Origin of the sequence: Ensifer sp. ENS02 (assembly GCF_014851885.1) — a bacterium.
Classification (GTDB): Bacteria; Pseudomonadota; Alphaproteobacteria; order Rhizobiales; family Rhizobiaceae; genus Ensifer; species Ensifer adhaerens.
On sequence record NZ_JACVAO010000018.1, the window covers coordinates 78,152 to 92,559 of the forward strand.

The 14,408-nt window shown below is 58.1% G+C and carries 15 protein-coding genes; 7 read left to right on the forward strand and 8 right to left on the reverse strand.

Features of this window, described 5'->3' with window-relative positions:
• Positions 1-123: 123 nt before the first annotated feature.
• Positions 124-696 (forward strand): hypothetical protein, encoded by a 573-nt coding sequence (locus IB262_RS29385; protein WP_089045756.1) that lies wholly within the window; start codon positions 124-126, stop codon positions 694-696.
• Between the two features lie 315 nt (positions 697-1,011).
• Here the strand turns inward: IB262_RS29385 and IB262_RS29390 are convergent, their stop codons facing one another.
• The 8 genes from IB262_RS29390 to IB262_RS29425 all read right to left on the reverse strand — a co-directional run bounded on the left by IB262_RS29390 (position 1,012) and on the right by IB262_RS29425 (position 10,574).
• Positions 1,012-1,380 carry a response regulator gene (locus IB262_RS29390; protein WP_210187466.1) on the reverse strand — a complete coding sequence of 123 codons (369 nt, stop codon included), beginning with the start codon at positions 1,378-1,380 and terminating at the stop codon, positions 1,012-1,014.
• A 35-nt stretch (positions 1,381-1,415) separates the two neighbouring features.
• Complete coding sequence (locus tag IB262_RS29395) at positions 1,416-1,970, reverse strand: sensor histidine kinase (RefSeq protein ID WP_192494061.1); 555 nt, start codon at positions 1,968-1,970, stop codon at positions 1,416-1,418.
• Positions 1,967-2,923 carry a PAS domain S-box protein gene (locus IB262_RS29400; RefSeq protein ID WP_192494062.1) on the reverse strand — a complete coding sequence of 319 codons (957 nt, stop codon included), beginning with the start codon at positions 2,921-2,923 and terminating at the stop codon, positions 1,967-1,969. The genes IB262_RS29395 and IB262_RS29400 overlap by 4 nt, the downstream gene beginning before the upstream one ends.
• A 335-nt stretch (positions 2,924-3,258) precedes the next feature.
• Complete coding sequence (locus IB262_RS29405) at positions 3,259-4,317, reverse strand: response regulator (RefSeq protein WP_034794882.1); 1,059 nt, start codon at positions 4,315-4,317, stop codon at positions 3,259-3,261.
• An 8-nt stretch (positions 4,318-4,325) separates the two neighbouring features.
• A complete protein-coding gene (locus tag IB262_RS29410; protein ID WP_034794885.1) occupies positions 4,326-4,892 on the reverse strand; it encodes a chemotaxis protein CheB in 567 nt (188 codons plus the stop codon).
• Entirely contained in the window at positions 4,889-5,728 is an 840-nt protein-coding gene (locus tag IB262_RS29415) for a CheR family methyltransferase (protein WP_034794888.1), read from the reverse strand. The genes IB262_RS29410 and IB262_RS29415 overlap by 4 nt, the downstream gene beginning before the upstream one ends.
• Positions 5,725-9,171 carry a response regulator gene (locus IB262_RS29420; protein WP_051659320.1) on the reverse strand — a complete coding sequence of 1,149 codons (3,447 nt, stop codon included), beginning with the start codon at positions 9,169-9,171 and terminating at the stop codon, positions 5,725-5,727. The genes IB262_RS29415 and IB262_RS29420 overlap by 4 nt, the downstream gene beginning before the upstream one ends.
• 377 nt (positions 9,172-9,548) lie before the next feature.
• Positions 9,549-10,574 carry a PAS domain S-box protein gene (locus tag IB262_RS29425; RefSeq protein ID WP_082573053.1) on the reverse strand — a complete coding sequence of 342 codons (1,026 nt, stop codon included), beginning with the start codon at positions 10,572-10,574 and terminating at the stop codon, positions 9,549-9,551.
• Positions 10,575-10,889: 315 nt separating this feature from the next.
• Between IB262_RS29425 and IB262_RS29430 the strand changes: the two genes are divergently transcribed.
• The 6 genes from IB262_RS29430 to IB262_RS29455 all read left to right on the forward strand — a co-directional run bounded on the left by IB262_RS29430 (position 10,890) and on the right by IB262_RS29455 (position 14,305).
• Positions 10,890-11,747 carry a TIGR02587 family membrane protein gene (locus IB262_RS29430; RefSeq protein ID WP_192494063.1) on the forward strand — a complete coding sequence of 286 codons (858 nt, stop codon included), beginning with the start codon at positions 10,890-10,892 and terminating at the stop codon, positions 11,745-11,747.
• 8 nt (positions 11,748-11,755) lie between these two features.
• On the forward strand, positions 11,756-12,163 hold the full coding sequence (locus tag IB262_RS29435) for a TIGR02588 family protein (RefSeq protein WP_034794896.1): 408 nt from the start codon (positions 11,756-11,758) through the stop codon (positions 12,161-12,163).
• An 81-nt stretch (positions 12,164-12,244) separates the two neighbouring features.
• On the forward strand, positions 12,245-12,697 hold the full coding sequence (locus IB262_RS29440; RefSeq protein WP_060608047.1) for a pyridoxamine 5'-phosphate oxidase family protein: 453 nt from the start codon (positions 12,245-12,247) through the stop codon (positions 12,695-12,697).
• A 245-nt stretch (positions 12,698-12,942) separates the two neighbouring features.
• A complete protein-coding gene (locus IB262_RS29445) occupies positions 12,943-13,194 on the forward strand; it encodes a hypothetical protein (RefSeq protein WP_034794901.1) in 252 nt (83 codons plus the stop codon).
• Positions 13,195-13,363: 169 nt separating this feature from the next.
• On the forward strand, positions 13,364-13,684 hold the full coding sequence (locus IB262_RS29450; protein ID WP_090299797.1) for a PepSY domain-containing protein: 321 nt from the start codon (positions 13,364-13,366) through the stop codon (positions 13,682-13,684).
• Positions 13,685-13,705: 21 nt separating this feature from the next.
• A complete protein-coding gene (locus IB262_RS29455; RefSeq protein WP_060530547.1) occupies positions 13,706-14,305 on the forward strand; it encodes a general stress protein in 600 nt (199 codons plus the stop codon).
• Positions 14,306-14,408 lie beyond the last annotated feature (103 nt).

A 14,408-nucleotide genomic window follows, 5' to 3' on the forward strand; every position in this document is an offset into this window, starting at 1 on the left:
AGCCACGCGCTGGGCGCTGTGGCTCCACCGCTCCTTTGGCGGGCGGCTGAGATGCGAGGTTGCACCCAACGTTGTGCAGCCGATCATGCCGCAGCACGTCGATCTACATTGGGTTCAAACTATATGAAAACGCCACAACGCAGGTTCGTTGTTGAGTTCAAGTCCGGCCGCCGTCAGCCAAAAGTGCAAGCGGGTTCGATCTGGGGCAACACAGATCTCAAGACCCTTGCGCGCGAGGTTGAAAACGAAGCGGCTCATCTGTTCGGCCGTCAAGAATTGAATGCCGACGGCGGCATTGATCCCGCCTCTGATGCTCATGTCCCGAGTTTTGTTGACGAACCGGCCGTGATCACGGCGCCCGAGCCGGCGAATGAGGTGGCTGACCAGGTCGCTGCGGCGCATTTAATTTCCAATGTCGCTGATGAAGCTCGCGAGACCGCAATCGGCCCGCTCACTGTCGCCAGGACCCGCGGTTTACCGAAACGCGCCAGCGGGAAGCATCCTCCCCGCCCCTCCCCGAGGACCGCTTCGGAACCTACAGAGCAACAGTCGGATCTGGAGTCGAGATCGGCGCCAACGATGCTCTTGGAAGAGTTGGTTTCACTTGATGCGGAAAACAGCCGCCTCCGAAAACTGCTGGGGGAACAACTCCGTGCGCAGAACGTAACTCTCAAGAAGATGCTGGAACGGTTTTAGTTTCCGCTCCTTCGTTGACGCTGAGTTCCGCGACGGCCCGCGTCCAAGTGACGATCATTCGTGTCGATGGCACACAGATTGTAGATCCTTCCTCGATGACGTCGACGGAGCTCGGAGCTGCGCTGGCCTTCTTTTGGAGTGGCCTGCGACGGTCATGGAAACAGACGCCCCCCCCGTCAGCGAGCAGGGCGACATTGCCGATCTGTAAGCCGGTGCAGGCCAAGAGCCACCATCGCGCCAAATGACGTTAGGCAATCGCACCAGAGGAGGCCGAAAGGACGGGCAGGCTACCTCGGGGCAGGGCATTCATTCTGATCACACGGATGAAGATGCCTCCCCGTTCTTCTGCTCAAGTACCGCGTCCAGCGCTTCCACCAGGACAGAGTTCGAAAACGGCTTGGAGAGAACTGGAGCTGTGTGGCTGGTCCCAAGCAAGGCCGACGTCCCATATCCGCTTAGGACAAGAAACGGAATCGATTGCTGATAACACGCGTCAGCCACGGGAAGCCCGCTGTGTCCCTTGAGGTTCATGTCGAGCACGACGACGTCGATTTTCGTCGCGTCGTTAAGTAATTGCAGCGCCCGATCCACAGTCGGAGCAAGGCCCACAATCTGCATTCCAGCCGCAAGCAGAGTGTCCTCGATTGACATTGCCACCAGCATTTCGTCTTCAACGACGAGCACTCGACGTCCCGCTAATGTTGTTGAAATTGTCAACTTTACTGCGCTCCCGAGGGCTGTTTGCTACTGAAATCCATGCTCATTGTGCATCTGAGGCCATCCGGTTCGAACCGCAGTTCGACCGGATATCCGAGTTCGTGGGCTAGACCTCGGTTTAGAACCCGTAGACCGAACCCTTGGCGGTCCGGTTCAGACGTCGGAGGTCCGCCGCGCTCCTCCCAAAGAATGCTGCATACCTCCTGGCATTGCCATGATAATGCGACCCGACCAACCTGGTTCGAAAGTGAACCGTGTTTGATCGCATTGGTCAGCAACTCGTTGAACGCCATGGAAAGCGCCAGAGCTTTTTTCGGATCGATGCGGATCGCAGCGCCTTGGATCGAGACGCGCCCGTCCTCAATCCAAGCGGTAAGAACCGTTTGAGCGATATCGCTCAGGTTTACGGCCTGCCAAGCCTCCCGCGTAAGCAAGTCGTGCGCCTTGGCAAGAACGAGCAGACGAGTGTTAAAAGCCTGGGCGAACGCCTCGGGCGTTTCGGAGCTTTTCAATGTTTGCTCCGCGAGGGAATTCACGGTAGCCAGGGTGTTCTTCACCCGATGATTGAGCTCTCCCACCAAGAGCTTCTGCCTCTTCTCCGCCCTTCTTTCCTCTGTTCGATCCCGGAAGATCTTGAGGTAGCGATCAGGCCCGCTCTCCTCGACACGAAGCATGACACCTGAGCCCCAAAACCGTGACCCATCCTTGCGATAGTGCCAACGCTCGTTCGCGGCACGTCCCGTTCGGCCGCGGTTCGCATTTCCTGTTGTGGGATTTCCAAGGCTCGATCCTCAGGACTGAAGAAAATACTGCCGGAGAGACCAAGGACCTCGCTGTCGAGATAGCCCAAAAGGCGTTCAGCGCCACTGTTCCAGCTTGCGATCCGTCCGTCGGCGTCGAGCGTTATGATGGCATATTCGCTCGCGCTGTCGAGGATGACACGCAACCGTTCATTGGTGCGGCGAAGTCCCTCTTCGGCACGTTGATGCGCCTCTTCCGATTGCTTCCGCTCGATGCTGAACCCGAGTTGCCGGGCGATAGTGAGGCACAGGGTGGCTTCGTCAGCGGAATAGACGTGAGCGACGTCGCGGTAGGTCATGAATTTGCCAACGACGATGCCATCGACGGTCACAGGAATGAATGCGAGGGAGCGGATACCCTCCCCTCGTATGGCGTTCTTGAGCGCCTGAGGCTCGTCAGAAAGCTCTATGTCGCTTACGAAAATGGGAATAGGATCTCGATCTCCCGGCTTCCACGGCGAGTGTCCATCAACTGCCCGACGATAGTCCTCCGAGAGCCCGCGGGAAGCGACGAATCGCATCACTCCGTGGCGGTCAAAAAGCAGGATCGAAGCCCGCGAACACCCCAGCGCCCGCTCGATCGCATCGAATGTCGCATCGAAAGCATCGGTCTCGGACTCTGCGCGGTATAGTCCGTCCGTCAACAGCGCCTCCAACTCGTCGGCCTTCTTAATCCAGGGCGTGTCGTCGGCAGGTTCACGTTGGCTCATATGCGCCCCGCTGGGACGAGCCCGTACGGGCTCGGTTTCGATAGGGACTGCGACAACGAGCGTTTATATTTCCGCAGGCCCGGGTAAAGTTTAGGTGTGGCAGGCAGACCGGAATTCAAGCCCGAGCAGCGTCGAGTCCCGTCCGCAGGGCGAATGAATATCTCTGGTCGCGCGCCCTTATAGAATGAGCGATTAACCTATTAAATGGGACGTCGGCGAGTACCGATTTTAGGAGCAACCGGGAATGGGCACTAACCCCGGTAAACTGCTCGATTAGCAGCTTTATGCCAGCACACCACAAACAAAAGTGCGTCAAGCGTCCTTGCGGGGACCGATCAGTTTTTTAAACTAGCTAGCGGGATGCGGAGCGCCAGACAAAGCCCATCTGTCCGCCAATTTCGCGCCAGCGATCCGTTCAATCCCAAGATTGCCGCTTTCTCCAACGTTGTTCCAAATCCCGTCCTTTCGGAGCTCTGGGACAACGGATGTGATCCGTGTTCACTCCACTTGACGTGAAGTTCTTCGTCGAAAGTCGAAAGGTCGATGCTCAATTGCCCCGCAGGGCCGGAAAGGGCACCATACTTGACAGCGTTGGTGGTCAGTTCGTGCAGAAGGAGCGCCATTGACGTCAGTGCCTTGTCGCCGAGGGGAGCGTCCGTTCCGGAGATCAGGATTCGAGAGCCGTGAGCGTGGTCGTGTGGCGCAACGATCGCCTTCAACAGAGCCACAACCGTCGTCGCAATATCTCCGCGATCGTCCTCCCCGACAAGGTCGGGCAGCGTAAGTTCGTGGGCGCGAGACAGTGCGTGTAGCCGCGACCGTAGATCAGCCTCTAGATCGGAAACGGTTGTGGCTTGCCTGGCGCTCACCGAGATCAACCCGGCGGTGAGGCTGAACAGGTTCTTGATGCGGTGATTGATTTCCCGCAGCAGAATATCCTTGTGCTCTGCTGCCTGCTTAAGCGCCTGCGCCTGGGCAGCGAGTTCATCTCGTTGAGCGGCGAGTTGCTGCCTTTGCCGGTACAGTTCGAAGAACACGTCGACTTTGCTTGACAGAACGTCCGGTTCAATCGGCTTTTGGATGAAGTCCACCGCGCCAGCCTCGTAGCCGCGAAAACGGCGTCGGCCGTCTGCAATACCCGCCGTCACAAAGATGATGGGAATGTGTCGCGTGCGTTCGTTGCCGCGCATCAACTCGGCAAGTTCGAAACCGTCCAGACCCGGCATCTGAACGTCGACAAGCGCGAGCGCCACGTCTTGTCGAAGCAGGATCTCAAGCGCCTGATCGCCGGACCGCGCCTTCATGAGAAGGCGATCGTCTCGGCGGAGCAGTGCCTCCAGCGATATGAGATTTTCCTCGAGGTCATCGACCAGTAGAAACGGGACGGGCTCCATAGTTGTTCTCAGACCTCTTTCAAGTATTCGGCAATGGCATCGAGCGACAGGACGAGGGCGCTCGGGCATGATTGGATTGCAGCTTCCGGCATGGCGCGAGCGTGAGCGCCTTCGGGGTTTTGCACGATCACCGTTCCGCCTGCATTGTGGACAGCCGCCAGGCCGTCTGCCCCATCTCGGTTGGCGCCGGTCAGGACAATCGCGATAAGATCCGGCCCGAAGGCATCGGCAGCACTTTCGAAAAGTATGTCGATTGACGGGCGGGAGAAGAGGACAGGCTCATCAGAGGAAAGGGACAGGTTCCTGTCCGTTTCAACGAGCAGATGATAGTCCGGCGGTGCAAAATAGATCGTGCCGGCCTCGAGCGACTGTTTGTCCTCGGCCTCCTCGACAGGCAACCGGCACTTTGCACGAAACAGGTCGACCATAAGGCTCGGCCTGTCGGATGGAACGTGAACGACCACGATCACGGGCAACGGGAAGCTTCGCGGCAACGCCGGCAGGATTGCCGAAAGTGCTTCGACAGCCCCCGCCGAAGCGCCAATGATCACCGCTTGAGCTTTTGCTGGCGTCATTCGACACGCCTTTGGTAGATCTTCTCCTCACGCACGAAATCCGTGAACGCATCGGCATGAAGGGAAAAGCGCAAATTCTCCTTGGCGCCGAGCCCGAGGAAACCTTTGCGAGCGAGCGAGTCCTTGAAAAGACCCACCGCGCGGTCCTGAAGCGCGCGGTCGAAGTAAATCATGACGTTTCGGCACGATATGAGGTGCATTTCTGCAAAAACGGCGTCGGTCACCAGGCTGTGATCCGAAAACACGACATGGCGGCGCAAGGTCTTATCGAACAGCGCCTTGCCGTATGCCGCCTGATAGTAGTCCGACAACGATGATTTTCCACCCGATTTGCGATGGTTCTCGGTGAAAAGCTGTATCCTGTCGAGTGCATAGACGCCGGCCTCGGCCGCCTCCAGCGCTTCATGACTGATGTCAGTGGCATAGAAGATCGTTCGATCTTCGAGGCCTTCTTCGCGAAACAGGATAACCAGCGAATAAAGCTCCTCGCCGCTGCTGCAGCCAGCAATCCACACCTTCAAGGAAGGGTAGGTCCTCAAGTGGGGAACGACCTTTTCCCGGATCGCCTGGAAGTAACTCGGATCGCGAAACATCTCGCTCACTTGGACGGTCAGAAAACGCAGCAATTGCGGCAGCATTGCCTGATCGTGCAGAAGTCCCTCCTGCATCGCCGAGAAAGTATCGAACCCCAGTTGTTCGCGCGCCTTTTTCAGGCGGCGCTTGATCGAGGCCATCGCATAGTTGCGAAAGTCATAGTGGTATTTGAGAAACAGTGCTTCCAGCAGCAACCGGATTTCGATGTCTTCTACCTTTTCAACGGCGGTGGCTTCGCTCATTTGGGCATCCATACACGCACCAGCGACAGCAGCCTGTCGACGTCCAGCGGCTTGGCCATGTAATCATTCGCCCCAGCCTCAATGCAGCGCTCCTGATCGTCCGGCATTGCCTTGGCGGTCAGCGCAATGATCGGCAACTTCTTCCAAGTCGGGTTCCTTCGGATTTCAGCGGTCGCGACCAAACCATCCATCACAGGCATCATGACGTCCATCAGCACGAGCTCAATCGGGCGCCCGGGGCCAGATGAAGCTTTTTCGAGAACCTCCAGTGCCTCGCGGCCGTTGCGCGCGATCTCGACGATCGCACCGCGCGGTTCAAGAATGTTGGTTAGCGCGTAGACGTTTCGGATATCATCTTCCACCACGAGAATGCGACGCCCCTCCAACAGCGCATCGCGGTTGCGCGCCTTGCGGATCATCTTTTGCTGTTCGTCCGGCAGTTCCGATATCACCTGATGCAGGAACAGGCTCACTTCATCGAGCAGTCGCTCGGGGGATTTTGCCCCCTTGATGATGATCGACTTCGAGAAGCGCCTCAACTTCTGCTCGTCATCCGCCGAGAGTTCGCGTCCAGTATAGACGATGACAGGCGGGAAGGCATAAGCGCTCTGTGAGCTCAACGTCTCCAGCAACGAATATCCCGACGCGTCAGGCAACGACAGGTCAAGCACCATGCAGTCGAAAGTCTGGTGCTTCAGGAGGTCAAGGCATTCGGCGGCGGTGCTGGCGGTCACCGTCTCGACGTCCTGCGTGCCGATCAGTTTTGCCACCGCTTCGCGCTGCACCGGATCGTCCTCGACGACCAGGACGCGATGCATTTGTTTCGTAAACCGCGCCTCGAGCTTTTGCAGAACCTTCAACAGTTCTTCTCGATTGACGGGCTTGATGGCATAACCGGCAGCCCCGAGAGAGTAGGCACTCTCGGCGTGATCGCTCCCCGACACGACATGGATCGGGATATGACGGGTCAAGACATCATGCTTCAGCCGGTCGAGGACGGCGAGGCCCGATTGGTCCGGCAACCCTATATCGAGCACGACGGCGCTTGGCATGAATTCCTTCGCAAGCAAAAGCGCCTCTTCGGCGGTTGCCGCGACAATTGCCTGGAAGCCCATTTCCCGCGACAGATCACGCACGATGCCGGCAAAAGTGTCATCATCTTCGATTACCAGCAGCACGCGTTTTGTATTTGTCAGAACATCTCGGTCGTCGTCGATCCGGCGGATCGGCCTGGGCGTAACCGTACCTGCCTTTTGCGCCGTGACCGTCGTTGCGAGCGTTCCTGGACTTGGCGCAAGAGCTGTCGGCTTGGCCACATCGAACCGTTCCCCGATGGTAACGGTAAACGTACTACCCCGTCCCGCCTGGCTTTGAAGCACGATCGTTCCGCCCAAAAGCCGCGCCAGTTGCCGAGAGATGGAAAGGCCGAGCCCGGTGCCGCCATACTTACGGCTGATTGTGCCATCGGCCTGGTGGAAGGCATCGAAGATCGCCCGCTGATGTTCCTGTGCAATTCCGATTCCGGTGTCGCTGACGGAGAAGCTAACCTTGCCCTCGCCAACCGAACCAATCACCAAGGTGACCTTGCCGGTCTCGGTGAACTTGATCGCATTTGAAAGCAAGTTCTTGAGAATTTGTTCAAGCCGCAACGGATCGGTCTCGATAGTGAGCGGACATTCCTCAGCAAGTTCAACGGAAAACCCGAGTTTCTTCTCGGTCGCCAGCGGCAGAAACACCTGACGAAGGTTGCCGGCCAGTCGCTCGAGCGAAACGGTTTCCGGCCGGATTTCGACATGCCCGGCCTCGATCTTGGAGAGATCGAGAATATCGTTGATCAGGTTCAAGAGATCATTGCCCGAGGATTGGATCGTCTTGGCAAACTTCACCTGCTCCTCAGTCAGGTTTTCGTCGGGATTGTCCGCAAGCAGCTTGGCCAAAATCAAAGAAGAGTTCAGCGGCGTGCGCAACTCGTGGGACATATTGGCAAGGAAGTCGGATTTGTATTGGCTTGCCTGCTCTAGTTCCTTCGCCTTGGCCGATATCGATACGTTCGCGCGCTCCAGCTCGTCGCGCTGAGCCTCAAGCCGCTGGGCTTGTGTTTCCAGCTGAGCATTGGTCTGCTCAAGTTCAATTTGCTGCTGCTCGAGGTGCGCCTGAGATTCCTTCAGCGCCCGCCCCTGCTCTTCAAGCTCTTCGTTTGAAACGCGCAGCTCCTCGCTTTGCGTTTGCAACTCTTCGGACTGCCGTTGCGTTTCCTCCAGCAGGTCGTGAAGCTGGCCGCGATAGGTCGCTGCCTTCACGGCAATCGCGATAGCCTCCGATGCGCGGTCAAGAAAGGTGACGATGGTCTCGTCGATTGGCCCAAGAAAGCCGAGCTCGATCACCGAATTCACTGAACCATCGACCTTTCCGGTCTGGATCGCGAGATGGCGTGGTTTGTCCATCCCAAGCCCGGAACCGAAGGCCAGGTAACCATCCGGGACATCGTCGACGACGATTGAACCCCCTTCCGCAACCGCTTGACCCAAGAGGCCTTCGCGGGGTCGAACCGTCATTGGCAAGTTCGCCTCGGGCGGAACGCCACGACTACAAGCCCGCTGGAACGAACCATCACCGCGAATGAAGATCGCACCGGCAATGGCGCCTGCGTAAGGCGCCAGGAAGTCGAGAATACTTTTGCTCAGCTGCTCGATCGACTGATCGCCCATCATCGCCGACGCCAACCCGACCTGACCAGCCTGAAGCCATTCATCCCTTCGGCGGACGATCGTGGCCTTGCGAATGAGGAGGGCGATTGCTGCGGTCAAAGCAATTCCGAGAAGACCAGAAAGCAGAGTGCTGAGCCGCGCAGTCTTCTGCGCATTCTCCATTTCGGCCAATCGATCAAGGCGCACTTCCAGCTCAGCGCCCGACATGGCCGCAATCTGCGCGCGGACGGCATCCATTTCGATCTTGCCGCGATCGGAGTTTACCATCGCAATCGCCGCCTCAAGACCGTCGGCCCGTCTCCGATCGATGGTCGCCCCGAGTTCCGCGAGCTTGGCGTCCACATGTTGCCTGAGAGCCACCAGCCGCTGACTTTGGCCCGGATTGCTCGCAGTCAGTTGACCGATCTGATCGAGTTTTGGCCGAATGGCGCGAACTGCCGCGTTGTAGGGGGCAAGGTAGCCCCCACTATTGGTCAACAAAAACCCACGCTGACCGGTCTCGGCATCCTGAACAAGCGACAGCAGTTCGTCGAGAGAAACAATGGCAACGTGGGTTTGTACAATCCTCTCGTTGCCCCGTTGCAGGGCCTCCAGGTTGAGATAGGCAACGACGCTGCTTGCGACAAAAAAGAAGAGGGTGCCTGCCAGGCCGAGGGCCACGCCCGCTTCTAGGCCCAAAAGCGCGCGGAACGAGCGCGAACTCAAGCTCGATCTTCTGGTTGCGGTGGCGGACATTCAGACTCCGAGGAAAGAGCAAGCATTGAGTGGAAACAGCGACCGTGTGCTGACGGTGCGTGGCTGGATTGCGAAGACGTTCTGGTTCAGCGGCGGTTCCTGCCGAAGTCGGAATTCGACCAGCCCTGACGGATTCGCGCTGATTCTATGTTGCATTATCAAACCTGCCCGCCGAAGCGTACAAACTTTTGAAATAACAGGCCGTTTGTTCACCCGTCTGCCCCCAAAACCTTTCCCGCTAAACCGCGGAATGCTGAATTTGCGAGCTCTAACTATGGCTCCCTCGTTCTTTTTCCATCTCCCTGCCGCCACCTCATTCTCGCCAGGCACCGCCTGTCACATTTTGGTGACAGTGCACAGTGGTCACTGCAGTGATTTCACAGAGAGAAGCGCGGCCACTCCAGGAAGCGGTCCGCGGGCCCGACCAACCGCCACCGGGCAAATCCGTCTCCGTGGGCGGATTCCACCTTGGCGTTTAGGGCCTGCGGCACTGTCCTCTTTAGCACGACCGCGCCAAAACCCGAGCGCGGCAACTGATAGTCGCGACCTTCAGGGCCAGGGTGCTCATCCCAAGACATCGAAAAGGCAAGGCCTGCCGGGGAAGTGGCCAGCGCCCAGGTAATTGAAATCGTGCCGGCACGCGACCGCAATACGCCGCCCTTTGACGAATGAAGGGCTAACTCGTGGATCGCCATCCCAAGATTTTCGATTGCAGCTGGGGCAAGCGCGATGCCCGGGCCAGAAATCTGACAGAACGCTTCAGCATGAAACGCTGCGATCTGCTTTTCGACCAGGCCTCTTAGATCTGTTGCTTGCCAATCTGCCGACGCAATCAGGTCGTGGGATGCCGAAAGGGCCCATATGCGGTTTTCAAGGTCCTTCTGGAAAACCGCAGGTTCCGTTTCTTCGCTCCTGCTCTGCCGGATCATCGAAAGAATGATGGCATAGTGGTTCTTGACCCGGTGGTTGACCTCCCGCAGCAGCAGGCGAATTCGCCTTTCACGGTCCTTTGCGGATGTGATGTCGCGCGCAACCTTGGATGCTCCGATGATGCGGCCCTTGGAGTTGCGGATCGGGGAGATCGTCAGCGAAACGGTTACAAAGCTGCCGTCCTTGCGCTGCCTGACGGTTTCGAACGGTTCAATCCTTTCACCTTTGCGCAGGCGCTGCAGCAGATCTCGCTCTTCGTCGTGAAGATGAGTGGGTATGATCGTCAGGATTGATCGCCCGACCATCTCCTCGGCTGAGTAGCCGAACATGCGTTCGGCTGCGCCGTTCCAGGTTCGCACGGTACCATCGAGATCCTTGCTGACGATGGCGTCGAAGGACGACTCCACAATGGCCGCAAGCCTCGCTCGCAAGATATCTTCACTCCCCGCCTTGTCGAAAGAACCCAAGGGCATAGCTTACTGCTCCAACTTCACGAACATTCCCTTTCCCAAGGGCTACCAACCCCGTGGAAAGACGTGGACGTTGTTATTGTTCCAATGCCCTGAGCAACGAAAGCATGAGCGCTACGCGCCGGTCGCGATCACCGGAGTGCGGACGGCTGAACGGGTTCGATGTGCACTTGATCGATGCAAGCAAGGAAACGCCGACATTGAGGGGCTGGACCGGCCGGCTGGACATCAGGAACTTGCGCTGTCTCTCGACGTTACCTCTGTCAGAGAAATGCTGCCGCGTCCTTGCGAGGCCGACAGCAACCTTGAGAGGGAAAGATGACCAAGGGCGGGACGCGGGCCGATTTTGACCAGGGCCGCTTCGCGAAGGGCCTCGCACGCGGCTTCGCCGGCGCGTTGCTTTTTGCGCTGCCTATGTTCCTCACGATGGAAATGTGGGAACTCGGCCTCTACATCGACCGCGACCGGCTGCTTATTTTGCTTGTGGTCAACATTCCGCTGCTTGTCCTCCTTGCGCGTCGGATCGGCTTTGAAAATGTATCGACGTGGCGCGAAGCGCTGCGAGACGCAAGCATTGCATACTGCCTGGGTATCGCGGCGAGTGTCTTTGTTCTTTTCATGATTGGCGTCCTAAAAATTGGCCAGGCCCTGCCGGAAGTGCTTGGAATGATCGCCATTCAGGCGGTCCCAGCCAGCATTGGCGCCTTGCTCGGCCGCAGCGAACTGGGGACACGAACCGAAAGCGGCGAGGACGAGAAGGATCCGATCGGCGAGACGCGGGGCGATGGTTACGGTGGCGAACTTTTTATGATGGTCGTTGGGGCTCTGTTTCTCGGTCTCAACGTCGCCCCAACCGAAGAAATGATCCTGATATCCTTTAAGATGTCGCTGTGGCACGCCATTGCCGCAATCTTGGCGTCGATCCTGCTGATGCATGGCTTCGTCTACGCCCTGTCTTTCATAGGCGGCCATGAACTCGATGAGAACACACCTGGCTGGCATGCCCTTATCCGCTTCACAACGCCGGGTTACGTCATCGCATTCGCGATCAGCCTCTATTGCCTATGGACGTTTCATCGGCTGGACGGCCTCGATCCAACACAAGCGATTGTCGCCACGGCTGTCCTCGCCTTCCCGAGCGCAATCGGCGCAGCCGCAGCGCGCCTCATTCTGTAGGTAACGTGATGGCAAAGACCCCGAAACCAGGCTCCGTTGAAAATCGTCGAGCGCATTGGATCGAATGGACGACCGGTGCGGTTTCCACCATCCTGATCACGGCGCTTATTGGCTGGATCAGCTATCAGGCTGCAACCCAGGCCGATGGGCCTCCGGACCTCTCGGTGACGATCGTCAGCAGCGCGGGGAGTGCTGGCGGATATCTGGTCATGTTCGATGTTAACAATGCAGCCGACCGAACGGCGGCCGCCGTCGTCGTACGTGGCGAAATCACCGACAACGATAATGTCATAGAGACCGCGGAGATCACGCTTGACTACGTGCCTGCGCGATCGAAGGCGCGGGGTGGACTGATCTTTCGCAACGATCCTGCAGGTCGCTCCCGTGTTTCCGCGACCGGTTTCAGCGAACCGTGACCGACGACGTGCGCCAGGGCGGTGTCAAGGAACCTGTTTGTGCTCTCGCGGTTAGGACCTGAACGCCAACGGGAGTGCACGATGACTTTGACGCTCAACGACATCTCCAACGAACTGAAGAATATCGACTTCGGCATGCTTTCGACAAAGAAGGCAGACGGAACCATCTCCAGTCGACCAATGAGCAACAATGGCGACGTGGACTATAGGGGGGACACCTGGTTCTTTTGCTTTGAGCAGTCACAAAAAATCACCGAGATCAAGGCAGATCCGAAGGTAACCCTGACTTACACCGCTCGTCCGAGCCTTCTCGGCAAACCCGGTATTTTCATTGCAATCCAAGGGAATGCTTCGCTCGTGGGTGACAAGCAGACGTTTGCCGAGCATTGGATGAGCGAGCTTGAAAGATGGTTTCCCCAAGGCGTGGACACCCCCGGTCTTTTAATGATCAAGGTTCACGCGTCGAAAGTCACCTACTGGGATGGCGATGAGACGGGGAGCATCTTCGCCCCTGACGACCACCCACAAGACTAGCGCGCAAAGCCCTCCGTCCTATGCACCGGCACCCGCGCTCGCTGTTCACTCTCAAGGCGGCCAAAAGCCCATAAAAAGCGCACATCTAGACCCACAGTTGCACGCGCTCCTAACGCACCAAACGCTTGGATGTTCCTTGAAAAAACTTCGCTTTTCGGCCCGCTATCAACGGAACAGAACGACCCGTTTTGCCGTTCAATCGCGGTGAACGCCGGTGTCGTATCGGCCCAATGGAGAACATACAAATGCTGAAACGGATTGCTACTTTCGCCCTCATCGCGGCATTTGCCAGCCCCGCTCTGGCACAGCAAAAGGTCGTTTGCGATGAAGCTTCAATCGCTAAGGCCGAACAGCAAGTCGCGCAAATCTCCGACGGCGCAAAAAAGATCGAGTCCACCAAGGAACTCACCATGGCGAGAGATGCCATGATGGCGAACGACATGGAGAAATGCACGTCGCATCTCGACAATGCCATCAAGGGCATGGACGCCATGTAGAGTCCGTCTGAAGGGAGCATTGATGCTGAAGCGCAGTGTTCCCTCAGTCTGCTGCATATAATCCATCATGCTGCTCACCGGGTCGAAACGAACGGAGATGTGGCTCTTATGATCTCAAATTTTTCCTCCGGATGCCCGCATCTCGAGGATCGAAACGAGGAACAAAATCATGAAAAATATCCTGCTCGCCGCGGTCTTCCTCGGCGGATCGAGTTTGGGCGCGCTCGCGCAGACCGCCACACCTCCCGCTACAGCAGATGGTGATACGCCTGCCGTGGCAACACCAGACACCACCAATCCAACAGCGCCCGTCGCCGGCGCCAACAGTTTCACTGAAGAACAGGCCAAGGATCGCCTTACTGACGCCGGCTACACCGATGTGACCGGTCTAAAGCTCGACGACAAGGGCGTCTGGCGCGCAACTGCCTCGAAGGACGGCAAATCCATGCAGGTCGCGCTCGACTACCAGGGCAACATTGTTGCCAACTAACTCCAGAACGAGGAAATCCCCATGAAAACCGTTAGTGGACTTTTTGACGACTATTCGGACGCCCGCGCCGCTGTGTCAGCCCTTGAAGATCGCGGCGTGCCGTCGGACGACATCAGCATCGTTTCCAACAATGTTGGGGATCGGTACGGCACTGCAAACGAAAGCAACGCGGCTGAAGGCGCTGGGACAGGCGCCGGTGTCGGCGCTGCGGTCGGTGGCATTGGCGGCCTTTTGACTGGCCTTGGGGTCATGGCCATCCCGGGTGTCGGTCCGGTGGTCGCAGCCGGTTGGCTTGCCGCGACCGCGGCGGGTGCTGCCGCCGGCGCGGTAGCAGGTGGTGCCGCCGGCGGGATTATCGGAGCGATGACGGATTCGGGCGTTCCGGAAGAACATGCCCATGTCTATGCGGAAGGCGTACGGCGCGGTGGCGCGGTCGTCACGGCACGGGTCGACGACGCGCTCCAGGCGGATGCCGAAGCGATCCTACGCCGCGGTAGCTGGGTCGACCCGGTGCAGCGTCGAGCTTCTTATTCCGAGCAGGGCTGGCGGCGCTTTGATCCGACGCTCGCTCCCTATACTCCCGATGAGGTTGAACAGGAGCGGCGGCGCTACAGGCGCTGATGTCCCCAAGGCGTCTTCTCGGGTCCTAAATTCATCCGTTGCCGGCATACCGGCATAATGCCGCTGGCAACGGATAAGCATTGCCTAAACCAACGAGGCAGGG